25 protein-coding genes are annotated in these 25,214 nt (G+C 70.2%); 16 read left to right on the top strand and 9 right to left on the bottom strand.

The features are described from left to right. The first annotated feature begins 101 nt into the window (after positions 1-101). The 3 genes from NVS89_RS09520 to NVS89_RS09530 are packed head-to-tail and all read left to right on the top strand — an operon-like array spanning position 102 to position 3,155. Complete coding sequence (locus NVS89_RS09520; RefSeq protein ID WP_258732435.1) at positions 102-800, top strand: response regulator transcription factor; 699 nt, start codon at positions 102-104, stop codon at positions 798-800. Positions 801-807: 7 nt separating this feature from the next. Next, positions 808-2,691 (top strand): sensor histidine kinase, encoded by a 1,884-nt coding sequence (locus tag NVS89_RS09525; RefSeq protein WP_374114553.1) that lies wholly within the window; start codon positions 808-810, stop codon positions 2,689-2,691. A 5-nt stretch (positions 2,692-2,696) separates the two neighbouring features. Continuing rightward, on the top strand, positions 2,697-3,155 hold the full coding sequence (locus tag NVS89_RS09530) for an HPr kinase/phosphorylase (protein WP_258732436.1): 459 nt from the start codon (positions 2,697-2,699) through the stop codon (positions 3,153-3,155). 7 nt (positions 3,156-3,162) lie between these two features. Here the strand turns inward: NVS89_RS09530 and NVS89_RS09535 are convergent, their stop codons facing one another. After that, entirely contained in the window at positions 3,163-3,402 is a 240-nt protein-coding gene (locus NVS89_RS09535) for a hypothetical protein (RefSeq protein WP_258732732.1), read from the bottom strand. Here NVS89_RS09535 and NVS89_RS09540 point away from each other — a divergent pair. The 3 genes from NVS89_RS09540 (at position 3,337) to ahcY (ending at position 5,584) form a co-directional block, all read left to right on the top strand. Beyond that, positions 3,337-3,738: a PTS sugar transporter subunit IIA gene (locus tag NVS89_RS09540; protein ID WP_258732438.1), complete on the top strand. Its 402-nt coding sequence runs from the start codon at positions 3,337-3,339 to the stop codon at positions 3,736-3,738. The two genes, NVS89_RS09535 and NVS89_RS09540, sit on opposite strands and share 66 nt — an antisense overlap. Continuing rightward, entirely contained in the window at positions 3,735-4,025 is a 291-nt protein-coding gene (locus tag NVS89_RS09545; RefSeq protein ID WP_258732439.1) for an HPr family phosphocarrier protein, read from the top strand. The genes NVS89_RS09540 and NVS89_RS09545 overlap by 4 nt, the downstream gene beginning before the upstream one ends. A 152-nt stretch (positions 4,026-4,177) precedes the next feature. Continuing rightward, a complete protein-coding gene (gene ahcY / locus NVS89_RS09550; protein WP_258732440.1) occupies positions 4,178-5,584 on the top strand; it encodes an adenosylhomocysteinase in 1,407 nt (468 codons plus the stop codon). A gap of 114 nt (positions 5,585-5,698) precedes the next feature. Here ahcY and NVS89_RS09555 read toward each other — a convergent pair whose 3' ends face one another. Beyond that, positions 5,699-6,187, bottom strand: coding sequence for a GNAT family N-acetyltransferase (locus NVS89_RS09555; protein WP_258732441.1), 489 nt, complete (start codon positions 6,185-6,187; stop codon positions 5,699-5,701). Between the two features lie 118 nt (positions 6,188-6,305). Here NVS89_RS09555 and NVS89_RS09560 point away from each other — a divergent pair, with 118 nt between their 5' ends. After that, on the top strand, positions 6,306-6,629 hold the full coding sequence (locus NVS89_RS09560; RefSeq protein WP_258732443.1) for a hypothetical protein: 324 nt from the start codon (positions 6,306-6,308) through the stop codon (positions 6,627-6,629). Between the two features lie 6 nt (positions 6,630-6,635). On the opposite strand, the gene NVS89_RS09565 is transcribed toward NVS89_RS09560, so the two are convergent. Next, on the bottom strand, positions 6,636-7,409 hold the full coding sequence (locus NVS89_RS09565; RefSeq protein ID WP_258732444.1) for a ferredoxin--NADP reductase: 774 nt from the start codon (positions 7,407-7,409) through the stop codon (positions 6,636-6,638). Positions 7,410-7,573: 164 nt separating this feature from the next. Between NVS89_RS09565 and NVS89_RS09570 the strand changes: the two genes are divergently transcribed. Further along, positions 7,574-7,981 carry a VOC family protein gene (locus NVS89_RS09570; RefSeq protein WP_258732445.1) on the top strand — a complete coding sequence of 136 codons (408 nt, stop codon included), beginning with the start codon at positions 7,574-7,576 and terminating at the stop codon, positions 7,979-7,981. 15 nt (positions 7,982-7,996) lie between these two features. Here the strand turns inward: NVS89_RS09570 and NVS89_RS09575 are convergent, their stop codons facing one another. Then, positions 7,997-9,469 carry a sensor domain-containing diguanylate cyclase gene (locus tag NVS89_RS09575; RefSeq protein ID WP_258732446.1) on the bottom strand — a complete coding sequence of 491 codons (1,473 nt, stop codon included), beginning with the start codon at positions 9,467-9,469 and terminating at the stop codon, positions 7,997-7,999. Between the two features lie 227 nt (positions 9,470-9,696). On the opposite strand from NVS89_RS09575, the gene NVS89_RS09580 reads away from it, so the two are divergent. Beyond that, positions 9,697-11,121: an aldehyde dehydrogenase family protein gene (locus NVS89_RS09580; protein WP_258732708.1), complete on the top strand. Its 1,425-nt coding sequence runs from the start codon at positions 9,697-9,699 to the stop codon at positions 11,119-11,121. Positions 11,122-11,404: 283 nt separating this feature from the next. Further along, a complete protein-coding gene (locus NVS89_RS09585) occupies positions 11,405-12,067 on the top strand; it encodes an exopolysaccharide biosynthesis protein (protein WP_258732447.1) in 663 nt (220 codons plus the stop codon). 30 nt (positions 12,068-12,097) lie between these two features. Here the strand turns inward: NVS89_RS09585 and NVS89_RS09590 are convergent, their stop codons facing one another. Beyond that, complete coding sequence (locus tag NVS89_RS09590) at positions 12,098-12,316, bottom strand: hypothetical protein (RefSeq protein ID WP_258732448.1); 219 nt, start codon at positions 12,314-12,316, stop codon at positions 12,098-12,100. A 271-nt stretch (positions 12,317-12,587) separates the two neighbouring features. On the opposite strand from NVS89_RS09590, the gene NVS89_RS09595 reads away from it, so the two are divergent. After that, complete coding sequence (locus NVS89_RS09595) at positions 12,588-13,016, top strand: DUF983 domain-containing protein (RefSeq protein WP_258732449.1); 429 nt, start codon at positions 12,588-12,590, stop codon at positions 13,014-13,016. Here NVS89_RS09595 and NVS89_RS09600 read toward each other — a convergent pair. Further along, the gene (locus NVS89_RS09600; protein WP_258732450.1) at positions 12,999-14,441 is read right to left on the bottom strand and encodes an aminotransferase-like domain-containing protein; all 1,443 of its coding nucleotides are present in this window, start codon (positions 14,439-14,441) and stop codon (positions 12,999-13,001) included. The genes NVS89_RS09595 and NVS89_RS09600 overlap by 18 nt on opposite strands. Positions 14,442-14,619: 178 nt before the next feature. Between NVS89_RS09600 and NVS89_RS09605 the strand changes: the two genes are divergently transcribed. From NVS89_RS09605 to NVS89_RS09620, 4 genes are all read left to right on the top strand, one after another. Further along, a complete protein-coding gene (locus NVS89_RS09605) occupies positions 14,620-15,531 on the top strand; it encodes an ImuA family protein (protein WP_258732451.1) in 912 nt (303 codons plus the stop codon). Between the two features lie 40 nt (positions 15,532-15,571). Further along, complete coding sequence (locus NVS89_RS09610; protein ID WP_258732710.1) at positions 15,572-17,008, top strand: Y-family DNA polymerase; 1,437 nt, start codon at positions 15,572-15,574, stop codon at positions 17,006-17,008. Between the two features lie 7 nt (positions 17,009-17,015). After that, on the top strand, positions 17,016-20,741 hold the full coding sequence (locus tag NVS89_RS09615) for an error-prone DNA polymerase (RefSeq protein WP_258732452.1): 3,726 nt from the start codon (positions 17,016-17,018) through the stop codon (positions 20,739-20,741). A gap of 554 nt (positions 20,742-21,295) precedes the next feature. After that, entirely contained in the window at positions 21,296-21,580 is a 285-nt protein-coding gene (locus NVS89_RS09620; RefSeq protein WP_258732454.1) for a hypothetical protein, read from the top strand. An 89-nt stretch (positions 21,581-21,669) separates the two neighbouring features. On the opposite strand, the gene NVS89_RS09625 is transcribed toward NVS89_RS09620, so the two are convergent. Next, positions 21,670-22,191 (bottom strand): YidB family protein, encoded by a 522-nt coding sequence (locus NVS89_RS09625; protein WP_258732455.1) that lies wholly within the window; start codon positions 22,189-22,191, stop codon positions 21,670-21,672. A gap of 117 nt (positions 22,192-22,308) precedes the next feature. Between NVS89_RS09625 and NVS89_RS09630 the strand changes: the two genes are divergently transcribed. Further along, on the top strand, positions 22,309-22,563 hold the full coding sequence (locus NVS89_RS09630; protein WP_258732456.1) for a GlsB/YeaQ/YmgE family stress response membrane protein: 255 nt from the start codon (positions 22,309-22,311) through the stop codon (positions 22,561-22,563). A gap of 31 nt (positions 22,564-22,594) precedes the next feature. Here the strand turns inward: NVS89_RS09630 and NVS89_RS09635 are convergent, their stop codons facing one another. Both NVS89_RS09635 and NVS89_RS09640 read right to left on the bottom strand, forming a co-directional pair. Further along, positions 22,595-23,929 carry an NAD(P)H-dependent oxidoreductase gene (locus NVS89_RS09635; protein ID WP_258732711.1) on the bottom strand — a complete coding sequence of 445 codons (1,335 nt, stop codon included), beginning with the start codon at positions 23,927-23,929 and terminating at the stop codon, positions 22,595-22,597. Positions 23,930-24,087: 158 nt separating this feature from the next. After that, entirely contained in the window at positions 24,088-25,185 is a 1,098-nt protein-coding gene (locus NVS89_RS09640) for a sugar-binding transcriptional regulator (protein WP_258732457.1), read from the bottom strand. Between the last annotated feature and the right edge of the window lie 29 nt (positions 25,186-25,214).

Genomic DNA, 25,214 nt, shown 5'->3' on the forward strand with positions numbered 1-25,214 from the left:
GCGCTAATTTCGGTGGAATCAGTTTGCGTGTCACATTCTGGCCACGCCGGCACGGTTCACCCGCCCCTGCGTCTATCGGTGCCGAACAGGAAAGTGTGCAGATGCCGACCATCGCTCTCGTCGACGACGATCGCAACATTCTGACCTCCGTCTCGATCGCCCTCGAATCCGAGGGCTATCGCATCCAGACTTATACCGACGGCGCCACGGCCCTCGACGGCTTCAAGACCAACCCGCCCGATCTTGCCATCTTCGACATCAAGATGCCGCGCATGGACGGGATGGAGCTTCTGCGCCGGCTGCGACAGAAGAGCGACATGCCGGTGATCTTCCTCACCTCCAAGGACGACGAGATCGACGAGCTGTTCGGCCTGAAGATGGGGGCGGACGACTTCATCAAGAAGCCGTTTTCGCAGCGTCTGCTGGTGGAACGCGTGAAGGCCGTGCTGCGCCGCGTCGCTCCCAAGGACGGCACCCTGCCGCGCGAGAGCGACAGCGCCAAGGTGCTGGAGCGCGGGCAGCTTCGCATGGACCCGGAGCGGCACACCTGCACCTGGCGGAACGAGAACGTGACGCTGACCGTCACCGAGTTCCTCATCCTGCAGGCGCTCGCCACCCGGCCCGGCGTGGTGAAGAGCCGCAACGCCCTGATGGACGCCGCTTATGACGACCAGGTCTATGTCGACGACCGCACCATCGACAGCCACATCAAGCGGCTTCGCAAGAAGTTCAAGGTCGTGGACGATAATTTCGAGATGATCGAGACGCTCTACGGCGTCGGCTACCGCTTCAAGGAGTAGCGGCTAATTGCTCGATCCCGATTCCGCCCGGACCGCGGCCGAGGAGGAAGAGGCGCCGTATGAGGACGCCGAGGCTCCGCCCGCGGATGCCCCCCGGAAAGGGCGTATCGCCAGGCTGCTGGGTGCGATCCGGCGGCTGCCGAACGCCGTTGCGCTCAAGAGCTTCTCCAGCCTCACCCGCCGCATCGTATTGCTCAACCTCGCCGGCATGTGCGTGCTGGTGTCGGGCATCCTCTATCTGTCCGAGTTCCGCGCCGGGCTGATCGACGCCCGGGTGCAGAGCCTTCTGGTGCAGGGCGAGATCATCGCCGGCGCCATCGCCGCCTCGGCCCAGGTCGAGACCAACGCCATCACCATCGATCCCGAGCGCCTGCTGGAGCTGCAGGCGGGAGAAAGCTACGGGCCGGGCGAGGAGGGCTTCGCGCCGCTCGAATTCCCGATCAATCCCGAGCGCGTCGCCCCGGTGCTGAAGCGGCTGGTCGAGCCGACCGGCACCCGCGCGCGGATCTACGACCGCGACGGCGTGCTGCTGCTCGATTCGCGCTCGCTCTATTCGCGCGGCGAGATCCTGCGCTTCGACATGCCCCCGCCCACCACCCGCAAGCCGAACTGGTTCGAGCGGGCGTGGAACAAGCTGAAGACCTGGTTCGAGCGCGGCGACCTTCCGCTCTACAAGGACCTCGGTCCCAATAACGGCAAGGGCTACACGGAGGTGGTGGAAGCGCTGCAGGGCCAGAAGTCGAGCGCGGTGCAGGTCAATGACCGCGGCCAGGTGATCGTCTCGGTGGCGGTGCCGGTGCAGCGCTTCCGCGCCATTCTCGGCGTGCTGCTGCTTTCCACCCAGGGCGGGGAGATCGATGCCGCGGTGGCGGCGGAGCGGCTCGCCATCGTGCGCGTGTTCCTGGTCGCGATCGCGGTGATGAGCGTGCTCTCCTTCCTGCTCGCGGGCACCATCGCGGGGCCGGTGCGCCGGCTCGCCGACGCCGCTGAGCGGGTGCGCCGGCGGACGCGGCAGAGGGTCGAGATCCCCGACTTCACCCGCCGCTCCGACGAGATCGGGCATCTGTCCGGCGCGCTGCGCGACATGACCGACGCGCTCTATTCGCGCATCGAGGCGATCGAGAGCTTCGCCGCCGACGTGTCGCACGAGCTGAAGAACCCGCTCACCTCGCTGCGCTCGGCGGTGGAGACGCTGCCGCTCGCCAAGACCGACAATTCGCGCGGGCGGCTGATGGAGGTGATCCAGCACGATGTGCGCCGGCTCGACCGCCTCATCACCGACATCTCCGACGCCAGCCGGCTCGATGCCGAACTGCAGCGCCAGGAGGCGGAGCCGGTCGACCTGACGCGGCTGCTCAACACCGTGACGGGCGTGCACAACGACGTGGTGCGCGGCGACGAGGTGCGGGTGAAGCTCGCCTTCGAGCACGCGGCCGGCGCCGGCGGCGAGTTCATCGTCCCCGGCCACGATTCCCGGCTCGGCCAGGTGATCAACAACCTGATCGACAATGCCCGCTCCTTCTCGCCCAAGGGCGGGGAGGTCCGCGTCACCTGCCGGCGGCTGAAGGACGCGGTGGAGATCATGGTCGACGACGACGGCCCCGGCATTCCCCCGCATGCGCTGACGCGCATCTTCGAGCGCTTCTACACCGACAGGCCGGAGGAGCAGGGCTTCGGCCAGAATTCCGGGCTCGGCCTGTCGATCTCGCGGCAGATCATCGAGGCCCATGGCGGGCGCATCTGGGCGGAGAACCGCCCGGCCGAGACCAAGGCCCGGCGCGGCGGGCGCAAGAAGGCCCGCGACGCCGAGGCAGTCGCGCGCACCGACACCGAGGCCGACGGCCCGCGCTCGGCCGGCGCGCGCTTCGTCATCCACCTTCCGGCCGCGTGAGCGTGATGGAAAAGGATTGCCCGCCGCCGAGCGTCCATGCCTCCTGCGTGCGCGTTGGCGAGGTCGGGGTGCTGATCCGCGGCGAATCCGGCTCGGGCAAGTCGCATCTCGCCTTCGCGCTGATCCTCGCCGGCGGCACGGGCCCGATCCCGCCGGTGCAGCTGGTCGCGGACGACCGGGTGCGGCTCGCCGCCGGGGAGGCAGGACTTTTCGCCGCGCCGCCGGACGAGCTCGCCGGGCTGATCGAGGTGCGCGGCGCGGGGCTGCGGCGGCTCGCCCATGTGCCGCGGGCGCGGATCGGGCTGGTGGTCGATCTCGGCGCGACGGACGCCGCCCGCCTGCCGGCCGAGGCGGCGCTGCGTACCCGGATCGAGGGCGTCGACATCGACCGCCTGCCGGTGCTGGCGGGGGGCGACGCGGTGCAGCAGGTGCTCGCCGCGCTGCTCACGGCACGCGGATACTGACCCAGCGTCAGTTCGTCGCCAGGATGTGCACCGGGAAATTTACAACGGTTCTTGAGCGGTACTTGCCATTCGTGTGCGGTGCAACGATGATGTGCGCCCCGCGAAGGGGACGGCGGGATTTCAATACCTTGCCGCCCCACAAGCAGACAGCACTCGTGCCGAAACAGGCGCGGCGGACAGGATGATAGGTCTCGTACTCGTAACGCACGGCCGCCTTGCCAGCGAATTCCGCGCTGCGCTCGAACACGTCATGGGACCTCAGCCTCAGCTTGAGACGATCACCATCGGTCCCGACGACGACATCGAGCAGCGCCGCAAGGACATCGTGGAGGCGGTTGGCACCGTCAACAGCGGCGCTGGCGTGGTGATCCTCACCGACATGTTCGGCGGCACGCCCTCCAATCTCGCCATTTCGGTGATGACCTCGCCCGACATCGAGGTGGTCGCCGGCATCAACCTGCCGATGCTGGTCAAGCTCGCCACCGTGCGCGGCGAGATCCCGATGGGCGAGGCCGTCGCCCAGGCGCAGGAGGCCGGGCGCAAATACATCAACATCGCCAGCCGCGTCCTGGCCGGAAAATGACCGTGGCCGCGACCGTGTTGCATAGCCGCGAACTGCCCATCGTCAACAAGCGCGGCCTGCATGCGCGCGCTTCCGCCAAGTTCGTCCAGACGGTCGAGCGCTTCGAGGCGGATGTGCGGGTGACGCGCTGCGGCGAAACGGTGAGCGGGGCCTCCATCATGGGGCTGATGATGCTCGCCGCCGCGCCCGGGACCACGATCCTGGTCGAGACCGAGGGGCCGGACGCCGAGGCCGCGCTCGAGGCGCTGGCCGAGCTGGTCGCCGGCCGCTTCGGCGAAGAGGAATAGGGCCGCCGGGCGGGCCTGCGCCGGCGCGGTTTCCTCCGGCCGTCACATAAAGACATCTTTATATCGTTATTGTATTCGGCGGGCGAGGCTGATATCACGCGGCCGAAGCCACCCGCAAAGCCACCCGTGTCAGGCAGAAGGATTGCTGCATCATGGCCGTCGCCAGCGAATACATCGTCAAGGACATCAGCCTCGCCGACTTCGGCCGCAAGGAGATCGACCTCGCCGAGACCGAGATGCCCGGGCTGATGTCGATCCGCGCCGAATACGGCCCCTCGCAGCCGCTTAAGGGCGCGCGCATCGCCGGCTCGCTGCACATGACGATCCAGACCGCGGTGCTGATCGAGACGCTGAAGGCGCTGGGCGCCGACGTGCGCTGGGTGTCGTGCAACATCTTCTCGACCCAGGACCACGCGGCCGCGGCCATCGCCGCCGGCGGCACGCCGGTCTTCGCCTTCAAGGGCGAGACCCTGACCGAATACTGGGACTTCACCGCCAAGCTGTTCGACTGGGACGGCGGCGAGGTGCCGAACATGATCCTCGACGATGGCGGCGACGCCACCATGCTGGTGCATTACGGCCTGAAGGCCGAGCAGGGCGACGACGCCTTCCTCGCGAGCCCCGGCTCGGAGGAGGAGGAGATCTTCTTCGCGCTCATCAAGAAGCTGCTCGCCGAGAAGCCGAAGGGCTGGTTCGCGCGGGTCGCGGCCTCGATCCAGGGCGTCTCGGAAGAGACCACCACCGGCGTGCACCGGCTCTACAAGCTGGCCGAGCAGGGCAAGCTGCTGTTCCCCGCGATCAACGTGAACGACTCGGTGACGAAGTCGAAGTTCGACAACCTCTATGGCTGCCGCGAGTCGCTGGTCGACGCCATCCGCCGCGGCACCGACGTGATGCTGGCCGGCAAGGTCGCCTTCGTCGCCGGCTTCGGCGATGTGGGCAAGGGCTCGGCCGCCTCGCTGCGCCAGGCCGGCGCGCGCGTCATCGTCTCCGAGGTCGACCCGATCTGCGCGCTGCAGGCGTCGATGGAAGGCTACGAGGTCACCACGATCGAGAACGCCTATTCGCGCGCCGACATCTATGTCACCTGCACCGGCAACCGCGACATCATCACCGTCGAGGACATGCGGCAGATGAAGGACCGGGCGATCGTGTGCAACATCGGCCACTTCGACAACGAGATCCAGGTCGCGGGCCTGAAGAACTTCAAGTGGACCAACATCAAGCCGCAGGTCGACGAGATCGAGTTCCCGGGCGGCAACCGCATCATCCTGCTGTCCGAGGGCCGGCTGGTGAACCTCGGCAACGCCATGGGCCACCCCTCCTTCGTGATGTCGTCCTCCTTCTCCAACCAGACGCTGGCGCAGATCGAGCTGTTCGCCAATCCGGGCAAGTATGAGAAGCAGGTCTACACCCTGCCGAAGGTGCTCGACGAGAAGGTCGCCGCGCTGCATCTGGAGAAGCTCGGCGTGAAGCTGACCAAGATGAGCAAGGAGCAGGCGGACTATATCGGTGTGCCGCTCGAGGGTCCCTTCAAGCCGGACCACTACCGCTACTGAGGCGGGTGCCGGCGGCGCCGGCGCGGATCTGTGAGACAGGTGCGAAGGCCGGGCCCGTCCCGGCCTTCGTCGTTTTCGCGCGGGCTTTGAGGTGGAAGCGCCGGCCGGCCCGCCTCACAGTTCCTTCTGCATCAGCACCAGGTCGAGCCGCTGGCCGAACTTGGTGCCGATGCCGGGCATGTAGCCGGTCTCGACGAAGCCGAGCTTGCGGTGCAGCGCGACCGAGGCGGCGTTGCCCCCGGTGATGCCGCCGATCATCACCTTCTTGCCGAGCGCGCGCGCCGGCTCGAACAGCGCCTCGACGAGGTGGCGGCCGAGGCCGCGTCCGCGCGCACCTTCCGCGACATAGACCGAATGCTCGACGCAGATGCGGAACCCGTCGAAGGGGCGGAAATCGCCGAAGCTCGCATAGCCGAGCACCTCCTCGCCCTCGGCGGCGACCAGCACCGGGTAGCGCTTGGCGTGGCGGTCGGCGAGCCAGAGCGCGCGGTTGGGCAGGTCGGTGGGGGTGTCGTTCCAGATCGCGGTCGAGGTCAGCACGGCATCGTTGTAGATGGCGAGAATGGCCGGCAGGTCCGGCAACGCCGCAGGGCGTATGATCATCCGATCGGTCTCCGCAGGGCGAGCGCGCCCGATTTTCGCCGCCCGATGCTGGCAGGACGGCGAGGCGCTACCATATTCCAAGAAAGTGGGCGACCACTCCGGAGGAAAGACACCAAGGATGAACTCTACCGATCCGTTCGACCGCATGCGATTCACCGTCCGCCGCGTGAGCTGGTGGCAGGTGGCGCTGGTGGTCGCCGTGGCCGTGGCCGTCGGCATTGCGCTGGCGCTGGTCGCGGCGAGCGTGTTCCTCGTGGTGTTCCCGATCCTCGCCCTGGCCGGCCTCGCCTACCGCCTGTTCGGCGGCCGCAAGTCGCGCGGCCGGGCGAGCGGCTCCACGGTCATCGACGCCGAATACCGCGTGCTCTCGCCCGAGGAGGCCGCGCGCGAGGAGGGCTCGCCGTGGAACTCCAACTGGGGTCCGGACCGTCGCCTGCGCTGACGGCGATCACTTCTCCACGAACGCCTTCTCGATCACGAAGTCGCCCGGCTCGGTGGTCGAGCCTTCCTCGAAGCCCCTGTCCTTCAGGATGACGCGCATGTCGTCGAGCAGCTGCGGGCTGCCGCACAGCATGACGCGGTCGTCCTCCTTGTCGAGCGGGGGCAAGTCGAGGTCGTCGAACAGCTTGCCCGAGGTGATGAGGTCGGTGATGCGGCCCTGGTTGCGGTAGGGCTCCCGCGTCACCGTCGGGTAGTAGATCAGCTTCTCGCGCACCAGATCGCCGAAATACTCGTTGTCCGGCAGCTCGTTCTCGATGAAGTCCTGATAGGCGAGCTCGGCCACCGTGCGCACGCCGTGCACGAGGATGACCTTCTCGTAATTGTCGTAGGTCTCCGGGTCCTTGATGAGGCTCATGAAGGGCGCGAGGCCGGTGCCGGTGGCGAGCAGGTACAGCCGGCGGCCGGGCACCAGATAGTCCACCAGCAGCGTGCCGGTCGGCTTGCGCCCGACAATTATCTCGTCGCCCACCTTCAGGTGCTGGAGGCGCGAGGTGAGGGGGCCGTTCGGCACCTTGATGGAGAAGAACTCCATCGTCTCCTCGTAATTGGCGCTGGCGATCGAATAGGCGCGCAGGAGCGGCTTGCCCTCGACCTGGAGCCCGATCATCACGAACTGGCCGTTCTTGAAGCGCAGCGCCTGGTCGCGCGTGGTGGTGAAGGTGAACAGATTATCGGTCCAGTGGTGGACGGACAGCACGCGCTCGTGGTGAAGGTTGCTCATTTACGAACCATTCTTGTGAAAACTTCCAAACAAACCGGAAGTCCATGTAATTCCCTGCGCCCCGTTTACTGCGCTCCGTGGCGGCTGTCGACTCTCGCTTGCGCGGGCGGGGGGTGCGGATGGAACATGTCGGCGCCGGATGCACGAGCCCATGAGGCAGGTCAATGTTCAGCCATATCATCCTGGGCGCGCGCGATCTCGGCCGCCTGAGCGCCTTCTACGACGCGGTGCTCGCGCCGCTCGGCCTCATACGGGCGGAGGCGGAGGACGATGGCGGCCCGCCCGGCGCCATGTGGGTGCTGCCCGGCCGGCGCTGGCCGCAATTCTTCGTCCAGATGCCGTTCAACGGGCTGCCCGCCACCTGGGGCAACGGCACGCAGGTCAGCTTCGCCGCCCCCTCGCGCGCCGCGGTCGACGCGGCCTGGCAGGCGTTGCTGGCGCAGGGCGGCACCGACGAGGGCGCGCCGGGCCTCAGGCCGCATTACGGGCCGGACTATTACGGCGCCTATGGCCGCGACCCCGAAGGCAACAAGCTGTGCTTCGTCCATGCGGACGGGTTGGCGGGCGGGTGAGCGTGCCCGGCCGCCTCAGTCGCGCCCGTGCGCGCCGCCCTCCTGGTTGCGCTTGGCCTCGTACATCTCGAAATCGGCCCGCTTGACCACCTGCTCCAGCCGCTCGCCATTGACGCTGGTGGCGAGGCCCATGGAGAGGGCGAGCGTGCTGGCGGAGTAGAACTGGTTGTTCAGCTCGACCAGCTTCTCGATGTTCTCCATCACGGCGAGCCCGCCCGCCCGGTCGGTGCCGGGCAGCAGCACGGCGAACTCGTCGCCGCCGATGCGCGCCGCGCAGTTGGGCTTGTCGACCGCCTTGGACAGCACCTCCCCGGCCCGGCGCAGCAGCGTGTCGCCGGCGGCGTGGCCGAGCTGGTCGTTGACCTGCTTCAGGTCATTGAGGTCGACCATGATGACGGTCACGGGGAACGGGCCCTTGCGCTCCAGCCGGTTGAGCTCGTCGACATAGAAGGAACGGTTGTAGAGCTTGGTGAGCACGTCGTGCTTGCCGAGATATTCGAGATAGGCCTCGGCCTTCTTGCGCGCCGTGATGTCGGTGAGCGCGATCTGCACCAGCGACCAGTCGTGCTCGTGTCCCGGCAGCACCGAGAACTGAAGGTGCACGTGCAACTCGTCGCCGCTCAGCGTGTAGTTGACCACCTCGCGCTGGTGGAACAGGTGGCCGTTCCACAGCTCGATGAGCTGCTCGCGGAAATGCCGGTGCATGTCGTCGCGGAACACCGAGCCGATATTGCCGATCAGCGCCGCCTTGCTGGGGGCGGAGAACATCTCGAGCGTGTGCTGGTTGACGTCGATCACCCGAACCTCGCTCAGGCAGCGCTGGACGAATTCGGGATGCACGTCGGTGAAGACGCGCAGATCGGTGATGCCGCGCATGCGCACGTCATCCATCAGCTGCTTGATGCTCGAGAAGTCCTCGACCCACAGCGAGATCGGCGAATGCTCGAACAGGCCGCGGGCATATTCCTCGGCGCGGGCGGCCTGGCGGCGCGCGGTCTCGCGCTCGGTCACGTCCTCGACCGAGAGCAGCACCCGCGCCAGGCTCTGCTCGTAGCCCGGCAGCACGATGCCCTTGAGCTGGATGTCGAGCCGCTGGCCGCTGAGTGTGTAATTGACCGTGTTGCTCGCGAAGGTGAGATTCCCGTCCCAGAGCTGCGCCAGCTCGTCGATGTGCGTCTTGAGCATGTCGTCGCGGAACACCCGGCCGATATTGTCGACGAGGTGCGCGAGGCTGTCGGCCTCGAAAAGCTGCAGCGTGCGGCGATTGACCTTCAGCACGTGAATGCGCTTCGAGCATTCGGCGACGCGGTCCGGGTGCCCGCGCAGATGGTCGCGCAGCGAGGTGACGCCCTCGGCGCGCCAGGTTGCGAACAGCTCGCCGACGGCGCTGAAGTCCTCCAGCCAGAGCGAGATCGGAGCGAGGTCGAACATTTCGACGAAATCGCGGGAATCGCTGTCCGTCAGCGTGCCGTTCGTCAGATGGAGCATGTCTGGTCCACTGTTCATCAACGCTGCCCTTGTAGCTCATGAAGGGCGTGCGCGGCCCGTAAAATATCCGCCCGGGCCATGCCAGGCGACCGAATAAATGGACCAATCATTCCAACTCGTGCACCCTGATGCGCAGTTCGCGCCCGGAACGGGTGCGCGAAGCGGCTCGCCGGGTGGGGTTGGCCCCGTGATCGCGCCGATGGACGCAGGAGCGGGCGTCAGGCTATATCCGACGGCAGGGGCGCAGGTGGTGCCGGAGTAGGTCGATGAACGATATTGTCTGCCGCTCGCCGATCGACGGATCGGAACTCGCCCGCCGCCCCGCCGCGAGCGACGCCGCCCTTCCCGGCCTGGTGGAGGCGGCCCGCGCGGCGCAGCGCGAATGGGCGAGCGTGCCGGTGGCGGAGCGCTCGGCCCATGTGCTGGCCTTCCTCGACGCCATGCTGGCGATGAACCAGGAGATCGTGCCCGAGCTCGCGCTGCAGATGGGCCGGCCGGTGCGCTATGGCGGCGAGTTCGGCGGCTTCGAGGAGCGCGTGCGCTATGTCGCCGCAATGGCCGAATCCGCCCTCGCGCCGCTGATCCCGCCGGACGAGCGCCCGGGCTTCCGGCGCTACATCAAGCGCGACCCGCTCGGGCTGGTGCTGGTGGTGGCGCCGTGGAACTACCCCTACCTCACCGCCGTGAACACGATCGCCCCCGCGCTGATCGCCGGCAACGCGGTATTCCTGAAGCATGCGGCGCAGACCATACTGGTCGGCGAGCGCTTCCAGACGGCGATGGACCGCGCCGGCCTGCCCGCCGGGCTCTTTACCAATCTGGTGCTGACCCACGAGCAGACCTCGCGGCTGATCGGCTCCGGCGCGGTCGACTTCGTGAACTTCACCGGCTCGGTGGAGGGCGGGCGCGCGATCGAGCGGGCGGCGGCGGGCACCTTCACCGGGCTCGGCCTCGAGCTCGGCGGCAAGGACCCCGCCTATGTGCGCGCCGACGCCGATTTCGATTTCGCGGTCGCCAACCTCGTCGACGGCGCCTTCTACAATTCCGGCCAGTGCTGCTGCGGCATCGAGCGGATCTATGTGCATGAGAGCCTCTATGACCGCTTCGTCGGCCGCTTCGTCGAGCTGACCTCGAACTACGTCCTCGGCAATCCGCTGGACGAGGCGACCACGCTCGGCCCGATGGCGCAGGAGCGCTTCGCCGACCTCATCCGCCGGCAGACCGCCGAGGCGACCGCAAAGGGGGCCAAGGCGCATATCGACCCCGCCTCCTTCCCGGCCAGCCGCGAGGGCACGCCCTATCTCGCCCCGCAGGTGCTGACCGGTGTCGACCATTCGATGTCGGTGATGCGCGAGGAGAGCTTCGGCCCGGTGGTCGGCATCATGAAGGTGAAGGACGACGCCGAGGCGCTGGCGCTGATGAACGACAGCGTCTACGGCCTCACCGCCTCGATCTGGACCGCCGATCTCGACGCCGCCGAGCGGCTCGGCGACAGGATCGAGACCGGCACCGTGTTCATGAACCGCTGCGACTATCTCGATCCGGGCCTCGCCTGGACCGGCGTGAAGGACACCGGGCGCGGCGCCTCGCTCTCGCGCATCGGCTTCGAGATGCTCACCCGGCCGAAGTCGTTCCATCTGCGCCACGGCTAGCCGCACGCGGGCCGAGGTTGACGCAGGGCGCGGCAGGCCTCACACCAGCGTCAAAGGGTGGAGAAACGCGCATGACCATGCATGACTGGACCGTGAAACATTCGATCGCGGCGGTGATCATTCTGCTGATCGCCGTCGGGGCCTTCCTGTTCAGCTGGACCTGAACCGGCGCCTCGCGCGTTCCCCCCCGAGCTTCGCGCTTCTGGTTAATGTCACAATCAGTGCTTATCTGACGGGCCAGCGGTGGGGAGTGTCCACCGTCCGGGGAGGAGTGTCGCCCGCCGTGCCGTCCGATATGCCGTCCGACATCGACAGCGCCAAAATTCCGGGCGGGGAAGACTACGAAGTGCTTCGCCTGTCCGACGTGCTGAACCGCATCGCCAACGATGTGGAGCGCGAACGCATTGCCGTGGGCGATCTGCTCACCGTGATGCGGGAGCGGGCGTTCGGGCCGCTGATGCTGATCTTCGCGCTGCCCAACGTGCTGCCGACGCCGCCGGGAACCTCCGCCGTGCTCGGCGCGCCGCTGGTCTTTCTCACCGCCCAGCTCGCGCTCGGCCGCGAGCCGTGGCTGCCGCCCTTCATCGCCCGCCGCTCGGTGGCGCGCAGGGACTTCGCCGCCTTCATCGGCCGCGCCACGCCGTGGCTCGCCAAGGCCGAGGGGCTGCTGCGCCCGCGCCTCGGCATCCTCGCCCATCCGCCGGCGGAATATGTGATCGGGGTGATGTGCTTCGTGCTGGCGACGGTGCTGGTGCTGCCGATCCCGCTCGGCAACATGCTGCCCGCGCTCGCCATCTGCATATTGGCGCTCGGCGTGCTGGAGCGCGATGGGGTCTGGATCCTCGTCGGCATGGTATGCGCCGTCGCCTCGCTCGGCGTGGTGTCCGGCGTCATCTGGGGCTTCGTGCACGCCGGGCTCTACCTGCTCAAGAGCCTGTTCGGCTGAGCGCGAAGGCCCGGGTCGACCGTTCAGGAGTCAGCCGACGTCGCGCGCGCTTTCCAGCGCCCGGGTCAGCATGTCGAGGCACTGCTCGGCCTGCTCCTGCCCGCTCTCGTCGCCGTGCAGGCGCCGGGCGATGTCGCGCAGGTCGCGAATGGCGACGTCCACCGCGGTGAACAGGTCGATATCGGGCGCGGAATCGGAGGCGGTGTCGGGCTCGGGAAGCCTTGCCGGGAACGGAATGACGTTACTCATAAGGCTGCTACTCATGAAGCGACTTTCGACGGATGAACGAAGGGACGGCGAATCGGTGGGTGGGCGCCCGTCGACCACCTTGCGCGGGATTGGTTAACGTCCCCCTCCGGTACCGTCAGCTTCGCCACCCGGCGGAAAAGCCTCGCCGCCCCATGCATTGTCCGTGAATGCCCATGCAATCGGGCGGTTTCGTTGACATTGTATGCCGCCGCGCCCAGATGAGCGGGGTCGGTCGGCGGTTCCTGCCTCCGATCCCAAGCAGGAGGCTGCCATGCTCAATCGCGAATGGCCGAAGCTGTCGCCCTTCGAATGCGGCATCAAGGGGCGCTGTCCCCGCTGTGGGCAGGGCCATCTCTTCAACGGGTTCCTGAAGCTCGCCCCGCGCTGCGAGGTGTGCGGGCTCGACTATTCCTTCGCCGATCCGGCGGACGGGCCGGCCTTCTTCGTCATCTGCTTCGGCTGCGTGCCCTCGGTGGCGTTCGGGCTCTGGCTCGAAGTGGCGTTCCAGGTGCCCTACTGGGTGCATCTGGTGACCACCGTGCCGGTGATGCTCGCCACCTGCATTCCGCCCTTGCGGCCGCTGAAGGGATGGCTGGTCGCCAGCCAGTACTTCTACAAGGCCGAGGAGGGACGTCTCGTCGATCCCTCCGTTCCCGGCGCGCCCGCCGGCGGGCCGGCAGGGTCAGCCCCGCGCGCCTGAGCGCTCTTCCTTCCCCTCGATCAGGGCCGCCAGTCCGCCGAGCGCCTCGGCGAGGCGGGCGCGGTCGGCCACCGCGCCGAGCGCGATGCGCACCGCCTGGCGCGCCGTGCCGTCGACGCTGAAGGCCTCGGCCGGCATGATCCCCAGTCCCTGCCGCCGCGCCGCCTCGATGAGCCGCGCACTGTCCCAGCGCGCGGGCAGGGGCTGCCAGACATGAAGCCCGTCCGGATGTGCGTGGCTGCCCGCGGGCAGCAGGGCCCGCGCCAGGTGTTGGCGCTCGCGCGCCTCGCGCCGTATGGCGCCGAGCAGATGGGTCGCGGTGCCGGTGGCGATCCAGCGCGTCGCCAGCGCGCTCATCAGCGGCGCCGGCATCAGGGTGAGCGCGCGCAGCGCCGCCGCCAGCCTCTCGGGATCCTCGCGCTGCGGGACGGTGACGAAGGCCGTGCGCAGGCCGGGCGTCAGGCACTTGGCGAGGGTGGCGACGTGATAGGCCGATTCCGGCAGCAGGGCGGCGAGCGCCAGGGCGGGCTGGTCGATCAGCCGGCTGTAGGGATCGTCCTCGATCACGGTGAGGCGGTAGGCGCTGGCCACCGCCGCGATCTCGTGGCGCCGCGCCGGCGGCATGGTGCGGGTGGTCGGGTTCTGGATGGTCGGCTGGACGTAGAGCGCGCGCGGCTTCAGCGTCTCGCAGGCGCGCGCCAGCGCCTCGGGCTCCAGCCCCTGCGCGTCGCAGGCGACCGGCGCCACCGTGAGGTGGAGCGCGGCGCTCGCGGCGAGGAAGCCGGGATAGGTCTCCGGCTCCGCCAGAATCACCTCGCCGGGCTCGGCCAGCATGGAGAGCAGGGCGGCCAGCGCGGGCTGGGTGCCGGGGGTGATCACGACCCTTCGCGGGTCCACGGCACCGAGCGCGGGCTCCAGCCATTGCGTCGCGGCCAGCCGGTCCGGCGCGGCGCCGGGGCCGATGTGATAGGCCATCAGCACGTCGGCATTGGAGCGGGCGAGGAGCGAGGCGAGGCCCCGCTCGACCAGCGCGCCGAGCGACAGGCCGCGCGGGGGCGGGGGCATCAGCATCGACAGGTCGAGCGCCGGCACGGCCGCGCCCGAGCCGCCGGGAATGAAGGAGCCCCGCCCGGTGACGGCGTCGATCAGCCCGCGATGGCGCGCCTCGCTATAGGCCCTCGTGACCGTGGTGAGGTCGACCTGGAGCTGCTCGGCGAGGGCGCGCTGGGTGGGCAGGCGCTCGCCCGGGCGCAGCACCCCGCGCGCCACCGCATCCTCCAGCGCGGCGAGGATCTGGGCGTAGAGCGGGCCGGCGGCGCGGTCGAGCGGGCCGATCCAGTCCGGCGTCGAGGCGGGGTCGAAGGGAACGGGGGCGAGGGGTGCGGTGCGGGAGGATTCGGTGCGGGAGGATTCGGTGTCTTGCATGGCGTCGCTACTCCCGGCCTGCCGGGGCGTGGCGCGCTTTCCGGCGCCCCGTGCAGGCAGGAGCGCACTATGCCGTCCCGCCCCTGCGCGCGCACCCTGTTTCGCAAGGAGGCTTGACTCGCGAGGCGGAACGAGTCGTCTTTATGAGAACAAAACATGAACTAATGTGAGCGCGACGATGGGCCCTGCCCGAGACGTTTCCGCGCTGAGGCAGCTGCTCGCCGGGCTTGAGGCGGAGCGCCTGCCCGGCGAGGCTTCCTCCTTCACCCTCGGCGCCGCCGGAACCGGCGAGATCGCGCTCGGGCGCGGGACGCTGCACGAGGTGCAGGCGGAGCGGGGCGCGGACCAGCCGGCGGCGGCCGGCTTCGCCCTGGCGCTGGCCTTGCGGGCCGGGCAGGCGGCGCACCTGCCCCCTATCCCCGCGTCCCCAGCACCTCTCCCGCTCGCGGGTCCCGGAAATGCCCCTCCCGTGCCGCTTCGGCCGGGCGCCCGTCCGGTGCTCTGGGTGCGGCAGGACATGGCCGAGGCCGAGCTCGGGCGGCTCGATGCCGCCGGCCTCGCCGGGCTCGGGGTCGATCCCGCCGGCCTCGTGCTGGTGCGGGCGCCGGACGCAGCGGCGGCGCTGCGCGCGGGCGAGGACGCGCTGCGCTGTTCCGCGCTCGGCGCCGTGCTGATCGAGATCTGGGGCGCGCCGAAGGTGCTCGACCTCACCGCCACCCGCCGCCTCTGCCTGCGCGCGGCGGCGGCCGGCGTCACCGGCCTGCTGCTGCGCGGGGCGGCGCGGAGCGTTCCCACCGCCGTGGCGACGCGCTGGCGGGTGTCGCCCGTTCCCTCGCTGCCGCTGGAGGGCCACGCCCCCGGCGCCCCGGCCTTCGAGGTGCGCCTGCTGCGCCATCGCGGCGGGCCCGAGGGACGGCGGGTGGAAGGGGGCACGTGGAAACTGGAGTGGGACCGTGAGACATGTTCCTTCCGCGACCTCCCCGCGCTACCTCGCGCTGTGGTTCCCGTTCCTGCCGGCGGACCGGCTGGAGCGGATCCGGCGCCGGCGGGGCGGGAGCGCGCCGTCGCGCCGTTCCGCCGCGCGGGCTGACGGCCTGCCCGCGCCGGCGCCGCTGGTCTTTGTCGAGACGGTGAAGAACGCGCTGCGCCTCGCCGCGGTGGACCGGCAGGCGCGCCGGTGCGGGCTCGCGCCCGGCCTGACACTGGCGGATGCGCGCGCGCGCATTCCCGACCTCGCCGTGATCGAGCACGACCCGGTGGCGGACGCGGCCTTTCTGGAGGCGATCGCCGACGATTGCGACCGCTGGACGCCGCTGGTCGCGCTCGACGGCGCCGACGGGCTGGTGCTCGACATCACCGGCTGCGCGCATCTGTTCGGCGGCGAAGCGATGATGCGCGCGCGCCTTCTCGACCATCTGGAGCGGCGCGGGCTCGGCGCCACGGCGGTCATTGCCGGCACGCCGGAGGCGGCGCGGGCGCTGGCGCGGGCGAGCCGGGGCGGCGTGGTGCCGCCGGGCGGGGAGGCGCGGGCGGTGGCGCCGCTTCCCGTCGCCCTGCTCGGCATCGACGAGACGATCGCGAGCGGGCTATCCCGGGCCGGGCTGAAGACCATGGGCGACCTCGCCGAGCGGCCGGGCACGCCGCTCGCCGCGCGCTTCGGCGTGGAACTGCTGGTGCGCCTGCGCCGTACGCTCGGCCACGAGGACGTGCGCATCGTGCCGCGCCGGCCGCTGCCGGCCTGCATCGCCGAGCGCCGCTTCGCCGAGCCGATCGGCCGCGCGGAGGACATAGAGGGCGCGCTGGCCGGGCTGGTCGGGGACCTCGCCCTGATGCTGGAGGCGCGCGGGGAGGGCGGACGGGCGTTCGAGGCCTCGTTCTTCCGGGCCGACGGCGCGGTGCGGCGGCTGAAGGTGGAGACCGCGCGGCCCTCGCGCGACGCGCCCGCGCTGATGCGGCTCTACCGCGAGCGGATCGCGGCGCTGGCGGACCCGATCGATCCCGGCTTCGGCTTCGATCTGGTGCGGCTCGCCGTGCTGCGCGCCGAGCCGCTCACCCCCGCGCAGGTGAGCCTCGACGGGCGCGCGGTCGCGGAGGAGGAGGTCGCGGAGCTGACCGACCGGCTCGCCGTGCGGTTGGGGCGCGAGCGGGTGCTGCGCTTTTCGATGCGCGACACCCACGACCCGGAGCGGGTCAGCGTGCAGGTGCCCGCGGGCGAGCCGGTGCCGCCCATGGCCCGTCCCGAATTCCTGCTGCCGCGCCCGCTCACCCTGTTCGACCCGCCCCAGCCGGTCGAGGCGCTGGCCGAGGTGCCCGACGGGCCGCCGCTGCGCTTCCGCTGGCGGCGCGTGGTGCACGAGGTCACCCGCGCCGAGGGGCCCGAACGGATCGCCCCGGAATGGTGGCGCGTGCCTGGCGGCGCGCCTGGAGCCCCGCATGCGCGCGAGCTCACGCGCGACTATTTCCGCGTCGAGAACCGCGAGGGGCGGCGCTTCTGGCTGTTCCGCGCCGGCCTTTACGATCGCGAGCCGGCCGCGCCGCGCTGGTTCCTGCACGGCCTGTTCGCGTGAGGCGGCGATGAGCACCCCCTTCTTCGCCGAGATGGTCGCGGCCTCGAACTTCTCCTTCCTGCGCGGGGCCTCGCCGGCGGAGGCGCTGGTGACGCAGGCGCTCGCCCTTGGCCATGCCGGCATCGGCATCGCCGACCGCAACACGGTGGCCGGCGTGGTGCGCGCCTATGCGGCGGTGGAGCGGGCGAAGGAGGTCTATGCCGAGGCGTGGCAGGCCCGGACGGCGGTTCTCGCGCGGTGCGAGCCGACCGCGGAGGCCGGTGCCGGCGAGCCGGCCGACGGCGCTGCGTCCGGGCCGGCGCAGGCGCCCGGCGAGAGGGAGCAGGATCGAGTACCCGAAGGCTTGGCGCCGGAAGGCCCGGCATCAGGTGAACCGGCCTCGCAGAGCTCGATATCGAGGAGCTCGGTATCGGCCATTTCTTCCTCGAAGAGTCCGGCGTCGAAAGTCCCGCCTCCGCAACACCGGGCGCCCGGCGAGGGTGCCGGCGCCGCCATCCCCAGTCCGGCCACCCCACCGGAAGAGGATGCGCTGGAGCGGGTGGTGCGGGCGCTGGCCGGGGAGGCGGCCGAGCGCGGCGCGGCGCCGCAACTCACCTTCGCTCTCGTCGTCGGCGCGCGGCTGGTCTTTGCCGACGGTACGCCGGACATCGTCGCCCATGCGCAGGACCGCGCCGGCTGGGGACGGCTCACCCGCCTGCTTACGGCCGGCAATCTGCGCGCCGGCATCAAGGGCGAGTGTCATCTCAGGCTCGACGACCTCCTCGCCGATGCGCGCGGCCTCTCGCTGGTCCTGATGCCGCCGCGCCACCTGCCGGCAGAGGCGCGCGTCGGGCTTCGCGGGACGCTGGCAAGGCTGCACGAGGCGGCGCCCGGCTCGCTCTGGCTCGGCGCCACCATGGCGCGGCGCGGCGACGACCGTCGGCATCTCGCGGCGCTGAAGGCGCTAGCAGTGCAGGCCGGCGTGCCGCTGATCGCCACCAATGACGCGCTCTACCACCACCCCGACCAGCGCGATCTGCAGGACGTGCTCACCTGCATCCGCGAGGGCGTGACCCTCGAGGCGGCGGGGCGGCTGCTCGAGGCCAATGCCGAGCGCCACCTGAAGCCGCCGGCCGAGATGGCCCGCCTGTTCCGCGAGGCGCCCGAGGCGGTGGAGGAGACGCGCGACTTCCTCGCCCGCATCGATTTCTCGCTCGGCGAGCTGCACTACGAATATCCCGAGGAGCCGGTGCCGCCGGGGCGCACGCCGCAGGACTGGCTCGAGGAGGTGACCTGGCGCGGCGCCGCCATGCGCTACCCGGAGGGCGTGCCGCCCAAGGTGGAGGCGCAGCTGCACACCGAGCTGGCCCTGATCCGGGAACTGGACTACGCGCCCTATTTCCTCACCATCCGCGACATCGTCGACTTCGCCCAGCGCAACCGCATCCTGTGCCAGGGGCGGGGCTCGGCGGCCAATTCGGCCGTGTGCTACGTGCTCGGCATCACGGCGGTGGACCCCGCCGCCAGCAACCTGCTGTTCTCCCGCTTCATCGCCCGCGAGCGCCGCGAACCGCCGGACATCGACGTCGATTTCGAGCATGAGCGGCGCGAGGAGGTGATCCAGCACATCTATGAGCGCTACGGGCGCCACCGGGCCGGCATCGCCGCGACCGTGATCTCCTATCGCCCGCGCAGCGCGATCCGCGACGTCGGCAAGGCGCTCGGCCTCACCGAGGACGTGACCGCCCGCCTCGCCGGCACGGTGTGGGGAAGCTGGGGCGACGAGATCAAGGAGAGCCAGGCGCGCGAGGCGGGGCTCGACCCGCGCAATCCGGTGATCGCGCGGGCGATCGGCTTCGCCGTCCGGCTGCTCGGCTTCCCGCGCCACCTCTCCCAGCATGTGGGCGGCTTCGTGCTGACGCGCGGGCGGCTCGACGAGACGGTGCCGATCGGGCCCGCGGCGATGAAGGACCGCACCTTCATCGAATGGGACAAGGACGACATCGACACGCTCGGCCTGATGAAGGTCGACGTGCTCGCGCTCGGCATGCTCACCTGCATCCGCAAGGCGCTCGACCTGATGCGCGATCACGAGGGCATCGAATACGGCCTCGCCGAGGTGCCGAGGGAGCAGGGCGACGTCTACGCCATGCTGCAGAAGGGCGATTCCATCGGCGTGTTCCAGGTGGAAAGCCGGGCGCAGATCAACATGCTGCCGCGCCTCAAGCCGAAGAACCTCTACGACCTCGTGATCCAGGTCGCGATCGTCCGCCCCGGCCCGATCCAGGGCAACATGGTGCACCCCTATCTGCGCCGGCGCGACGATCTGGAGAAGGTCGACTACCCCTCGCCCGCGCCGCCGAACGACCCGAACGAGCTGCGCGGCGTACTGGAGCGTACGCTGGGCGTGCCGCTGTTCCAGGAACAGGCGATGCAACTCGCCATGGTGGCGGCCGAGTTCTCCGACGTCGAGGCCAACCAGCTGCGCCGGGCCATGGCGACCTTCCGCCATCTCGGCACCATCGGCCAGTTCCGCAGCATGCTGATCGACCGCATGAGTGCGCGCGGCTACGATCCCGCCTTCGCTGCGCGCTGCTTCGAGCAGATCAAGGGGTTCGGCGAATACGGCTTTCCCGAAAGCCACGCCGCCTCCTTCGCCAAGCTGGTCTACATCTCCGCCTACATCAAATGCCGGCACCCGGCGGCCTTCGCCTGCGCGCTGCTCAACTCCCAGCCCATGGGCTTCTACGCCCCGGCGCAGATCGTGCGCGACGCGCGCGAGCACGGGGTGGAGGTGCGCGCCGCCGACGTGAACCACAGCCTCCACGACAACACGCTGGAGCGCCGGGCAGACGGGAGGCTCGCGCTGCGGCTCGGCTTCCGGCAGGTGGACGGCGTCGGGGAGGAGGCGGCCCTGCGCCTCGTGCGGGCGCGGGCGGCGGCGGGCGGCGGCTTCGGCGACGTGGAGACGCTGGCGCGGCGCTCCGGCCTGCCGGTCGCCATCCTGACGCGGCTCGCCGAGGCGGACGCCTTCCGCTCCATGGGGCTCGACCGGCGGGCGGCCGCCTGGGCGGTGCGTCGGCTGCCGGACGACGCGCCGCTGCCGCTCTTCGCCGCCGCCGATGCGCGCGAGCTCGGCGCGGATGCGGAGGCGCGCCTGCCCGTCATGCCGCTGCCCGAGCACATCGCGGTCGACTACCAGACCACGCGGCTCTCGCTGAAGGGCCACCCGATGGGCATGCTGCGGCCGGTCTTCGCCGCCGAGAGGGTGCTGTCGAGCGCCGGCGTCGCAAGCGCCCGCGACGGGGCCTATGTGCGGGTGGCGGGGATCGTGCTGGTGCGCCAGCGGCCGGGCAAGGGCAACGCCATCTTCATGACGCTGGAGGACGAGGAAGGCATCGTCAACGTGCTGCTGTGGACCCGCCAGTTCGAACGCTTCCGGGCCGAGGTGATGGGTGCGCGTCTCGCCGTGGTGGAAGGGCGGGTGCAGAAGAGCAAGCAGGGCGTCGTCCACATCATGGGCGAGCGGGTCTTCGACCGTTCCGCCGAGCTCGGCCGGCTGTTCGAGGCGCCCGCACACGAGGCGGCCGGAGGGGAGGGGCCGGGGAAGGCCGTCGTTCCCGCCCCGCAGGTCGATCCGGGACGGGACGAGCGGGCGCGGGGCCGGGCCGGCGCGCGGCTGAGCGCGGGCCAGGCCGGCCATGGCCACCCGCGCCAGGTGCGGCTGCTGCCGAAATCGCGCGATTTCCATTGAGGCCGTGCGGATCTGCGCCGGTGAATGCGGAGCCGCCCGGGCCGGGCCGGGCAAGGGAAGGCAAGGGAAGGCAAGGGAAGGCAAGGGAAGGCAAGGCAAGGCAAGGGAAGGCAAGGCAAGGCAAGGCAAGGGGCATCGGGCCGGGCGACTTTCGCGTTCGCCTCACGCCCTCCGATAGCCGGTGCGGTGTGCGATGTCTCGTGTCGGCGCGGAATACCCGGCGCATGGTGGCGCTGAGCCGGCGGAGGCGCGCCGCCGGGCCCTGTTCGCAGCCTTATCCCTGCCCGCTTCGATATTTCCAGAATTTGCCCGGATGTTTGCCTTCGCGCCTTCGTCCGGCGTGTCGTTCCATCTCTCATCTGCATCTGCATCTGCATCTGCTTCCGCCCGCGCGAGCTCGCGAAGGCGGCCTCGGGTCCCTCACGCGACGGCCGCGGCATGGTCCGGCCGACCGTCCCGCCGTCGCCGGGTCTGTCGCGCACGCCCGGATCGGTGCTAGGGATCACTCAGACCTGCGGCGCCGCGCGCCGCGCCGCGATCCGAGGGAGACCGCCATGGCCGGCCGCTTCGACGACTGGGAAAAGGACGACAAGGGACATCTGAAGGTCTGGCCGATGCAGGCCTTCACCACCGCGCTGTTCGGCGCCGAGAAGGTGGGGCTGCGCATCGAGATCGGCGCCGCCCCGCTCAAGCCCGGCGATCCGGTGCCGGCGCTGCAGCTCGTGCTCGACCCCGCGCAGGTGCGCCAGCTCGCCCATGCGCTCAACGAGGCCGAGACGCGCCTCGCCGACGCGCATTTCGCCGGGCTGGCCGGCAGCACGAAGCCGGGAACGGCGTAAGCCTTCGGCGAACGCGGCCCGGCGCCTCGGCGCCCGCGCCGCGTTCCCGAACCTACCCGTGGGATCGAGCCCCGGCCGGCGGGGTGCCGTCAGCCTTCGAGCCGGCCGTTCGGCGTGTAGGAATCGACCGCCTGCGGCAGCGTGCGCGACAGCCGGGCGAGGAGTTCCTCGCGCGACAGGCCGGTGGCGCGGGCGAGCGTGTCCATCACGTCGGGACCGAGCGCGTGCTCGAGATTGCGGTCGTCGATCGGCTGGTTCTGGCCGTTGCCGACCCATGAATCAGCCTCGCCGTGCCCGGTCTCGCGGAAGCGCTCGAGCAGTTCCCCGAGCCCGTCCTGAACGACGTTGCCGGAAGCCGCGCCGCCGAAAAGACCGCCGAGCAGGCCACCCAGACCGCCAAGCCCGCCCAAACCGCCGAGCCCGCCCGTGCCGGCATTCTCCGTCCCGGACGGCGCGGGCGTGCCGAAGGGGCCGGGCTGCGGGCTCGCCCCGCCCTGTCCGCCGGCCGTCGCGCCGCGCATCATCTCCATGATCTTGTCGCGATTCTGGTATCCGGCGACCGCCAGAAGGGCCAGCAGCGCAGTCATCGAGGGAAATCCACGATTGGTCATGACGTTTCCTCCTCGGAAGTGCTCTTATGCGCCAAGGAAACCAACGACGAACGAACAGGTTTCCTTTGCGTCCCACTTTGTCACCACGCTTCGGCGCGACCTATATGGAGACGTTGCATGGGTTTCATCTGGACGATCATCATCGGCTTCGCGGCCGGCATCATCGCGAAGTTCATTATGCCCGGCAACAATGAACCGTCCGGATTCGTCCTGACGACGATCCTCGGCATTGTCGGGGCGTTCGTCGCCACCTGGCTCGGACAGGCGCTCGGCTGGTACGCGCCGGGCGAGGGCGCCGGGCTCATCGGCGCCGTCGTCGGCGCCGTGCTGGTGCTGTTCGTCTACGGCGCGGTGGCCGGACGACGGGCCTGAGAGAGCCCGCCGGGCGCCGCGCCTCCGACCGCTACGCCGCCAGATACTGCGCGTCCGCCTGGTCGAGGCGGCGGCGGATCTGGGTGACGAGCAGCGCCTCGTCCGGCGCGCAATTGTCGTAGGTGAGCTGCTCGCCGGCGCGCACCGGCTTCAGCACCCTTGCCTTCTCGGCGAGGCCGAGCGGCAGGGCGAAGCCGTCGCGCGCGTCGCGCCAGCCCATGCAGAAGCCGCGATAGTCGTATTCGCCGATCCTGCCCAGCACGTCGCCGGGCCGCAGGTCGCGCTTGGCGACGGCGATGCACTCGGCCACCGGATGGTCGAGCACCTCCATGTCGGGCCGCCCGCTCATCACCGCCCGCACGGCCGAGAGCGGCACTTCGAGGCTGGTGAGGTGGAACGGCCGGATCAGCGCGAAGCAGGGGCCGGGGCCGACCTTGAGGTCCGCCATGCGCTCCAGCACGCGCGGATGGCGCGGCTTGACGATGCAGAACACGCCCGGCGCCACGCCCTTGCCGAGCGTGTAGTCGACCACGCCGGCGCGCGAGAGGATGCCGCCGTCCTCGCGGGTGCACAGCACCTGCGCCAGCGCCTCGCGGTCAGCCGCCGGCCCGTGCATGCCGGGCACGTCCGGCACCAGGCCGGTGGCGTTGGCGAGCGCGGTCATCTCCACCATGGTCTTGGAGCCGTCCACGAACTCGACCAGCATGCGCGGGTTCATGTTGCGCGCCTTCGCCTCCTCGGCGAACTCGTCGGGCACGGCGTCGGGCTTGAAGGCGTTGTTCTTGGCCTTGCCGGCGCAGACGATCTCGAAGCCGAGCGCCTGGGCGAAGCCGATGAGCTCGATGGTGGCGGCCGGCTCGTCGCCCGCCGCGCCGGTCAGCACCACGCCGGCCGAGCGCGCCTCCTGCTTGAGGAAGCGACCGATGGTGATGTCGGCCTCCACGCTCAGCAGCACGACGTGCTTGCCGTTGCGGATCGCCTCCAGCGAGACCAGCGTGCCGATATTGGGGCTGCCGGTGGCGTCGATCACCACGTCGATGTTCCCCGCCGCGCACATGGCCCGGTAGTCGTCGGTGAGGGCGATATGGCCGGTCTCGATCGCGCGGTCGATCTGGCTGGGGGAGGAGGCGGAGACGACGTCCTCGCGCCGGTGGCCGGCCATCAGCGCCGCGTCGATCGCGGTCTGCGCGTTGAGCTCGGTCACGGCGCCGATGCGCACGCCCGGCATCAGCGCGGCCTGCACGATGAGGTCGGTGCCCATCTGCCCCGCGCCGGCGAGGCCGATGGTGACCGGGCCATGGGCCGCGGTCCACTGTTCGAGCTCGGCGGCGATGCCCGACCGCACGATCCCCTTTGCCCCGAGCATCACTCACACCCTTCCTTCGACCGCGCATCCGCCGGCCCGTCCGTGCCGGCGCGACGCGCGCCGAGCACCTGCCCCGCATCGCGTGCCGCGGCCGCGTCACGTCCTTCGGTACTCGACATTGAGGCCAAGGAAAATAGTGCGCTGCGGCAATTCTGCAGTCAGTAATCCGCGCCGACCGCGTCGAGCACGGCGGCCGCGGTCACTTCGTCGGTAATGAAAACGGTGGGGCGCAGCATGCGCAGCCCGGCGATCACCGCCTGCGTCTTGCCCGGCCCGCCGGAGGTGAGGATGCGCTCGGGCGTCGCCTGCAGCGTCTCGATCGGGATCGACATCACGCGCGTATTGACCGGGTGGTCGATCGGCCGCCCCTCGATGTCGATGAAGTTGTAGACCACGTCGCCCACCGCGCCGGCGGCGATGAGCGAGGCCCAGTCGTCCGGCGTGAAGAAGCCGAACCGCATCGAGGTGCTGTCGCCCTCCATCTCGCCGACGCTGAGGACAACGGCGTCCATCTCGCGGGCGAGCGAGTAGACCGTGCCGAGGCCGCAGCGTTCGATCAGCGCGCGCTTGGTCTCGACGCTGTCGACGATGGCCGGCGCGGCGATGAGGTGGCAGTCGGCCTGGAACAGGCGCGAGAGCTGCCAGGCGAATTCCGACGGATTGTACTGCTTGGCCTTGGTGATGCCGCCCAGAAGCGAGATCACCGACACGTTGGCGACGTTCTTCTCGTCGATGAAGCCGAGCGCGCGCATCAGCGTGCGGCCCCAGCCGAAGCCGATCTTCATGTCCGGGCGGATCAGGTCGGAGATGAACTGGCCGGTGACGGCGCCGATGGCGCTGGTCGGGTCGGCGAGCGGGCCGGAGAGCGGGGCGACGACGGCCTCGCGCAGGCCGAACGCCTTCTGCAGGCCCATCTCCAGCCGCGGCAGCTCGGCGATCTCGCGGCTGAGCGAGATCTTGACCTCGTTCAGCGCCCGCGCATCCGCCAGCAGGCGCACCACGGTGACGCGGCCGATGTCGAGCGCCGAGGCGATGGCGCTCTGGGTCATGCCCTCGACATAGTACATCCACGCCGCGCGCAGCCGCAGCCGGGCCGAGCGCCGGCCGGTGGCGCTGAGCTCGCCATGGATGGGCTCGGCGGGTTCGGCGGGGGTGGAGGCAGTCGCGGGCGTCTCGTTTGCGTCCTTGCCGCGCGCGTCCTTGCCGGAACCCGGGCGGACGAGGGCATCTGGCTTGGGCGTGGCTCCCCCCGTCATCGGCTTCCTCTTTCCCTCCAAAGACGTAG

Source organism: Ancylobacter mangrovi, assembly GCF_024752355.1.
GTDB classification, from domain to species: domain Bacteria; phylum Pseudomonadota; class Alphaproteobacteria; order Rhizobiales; family Xanthobacteraceae; genus Ancylobacter; species Ancylobacter mangrovi.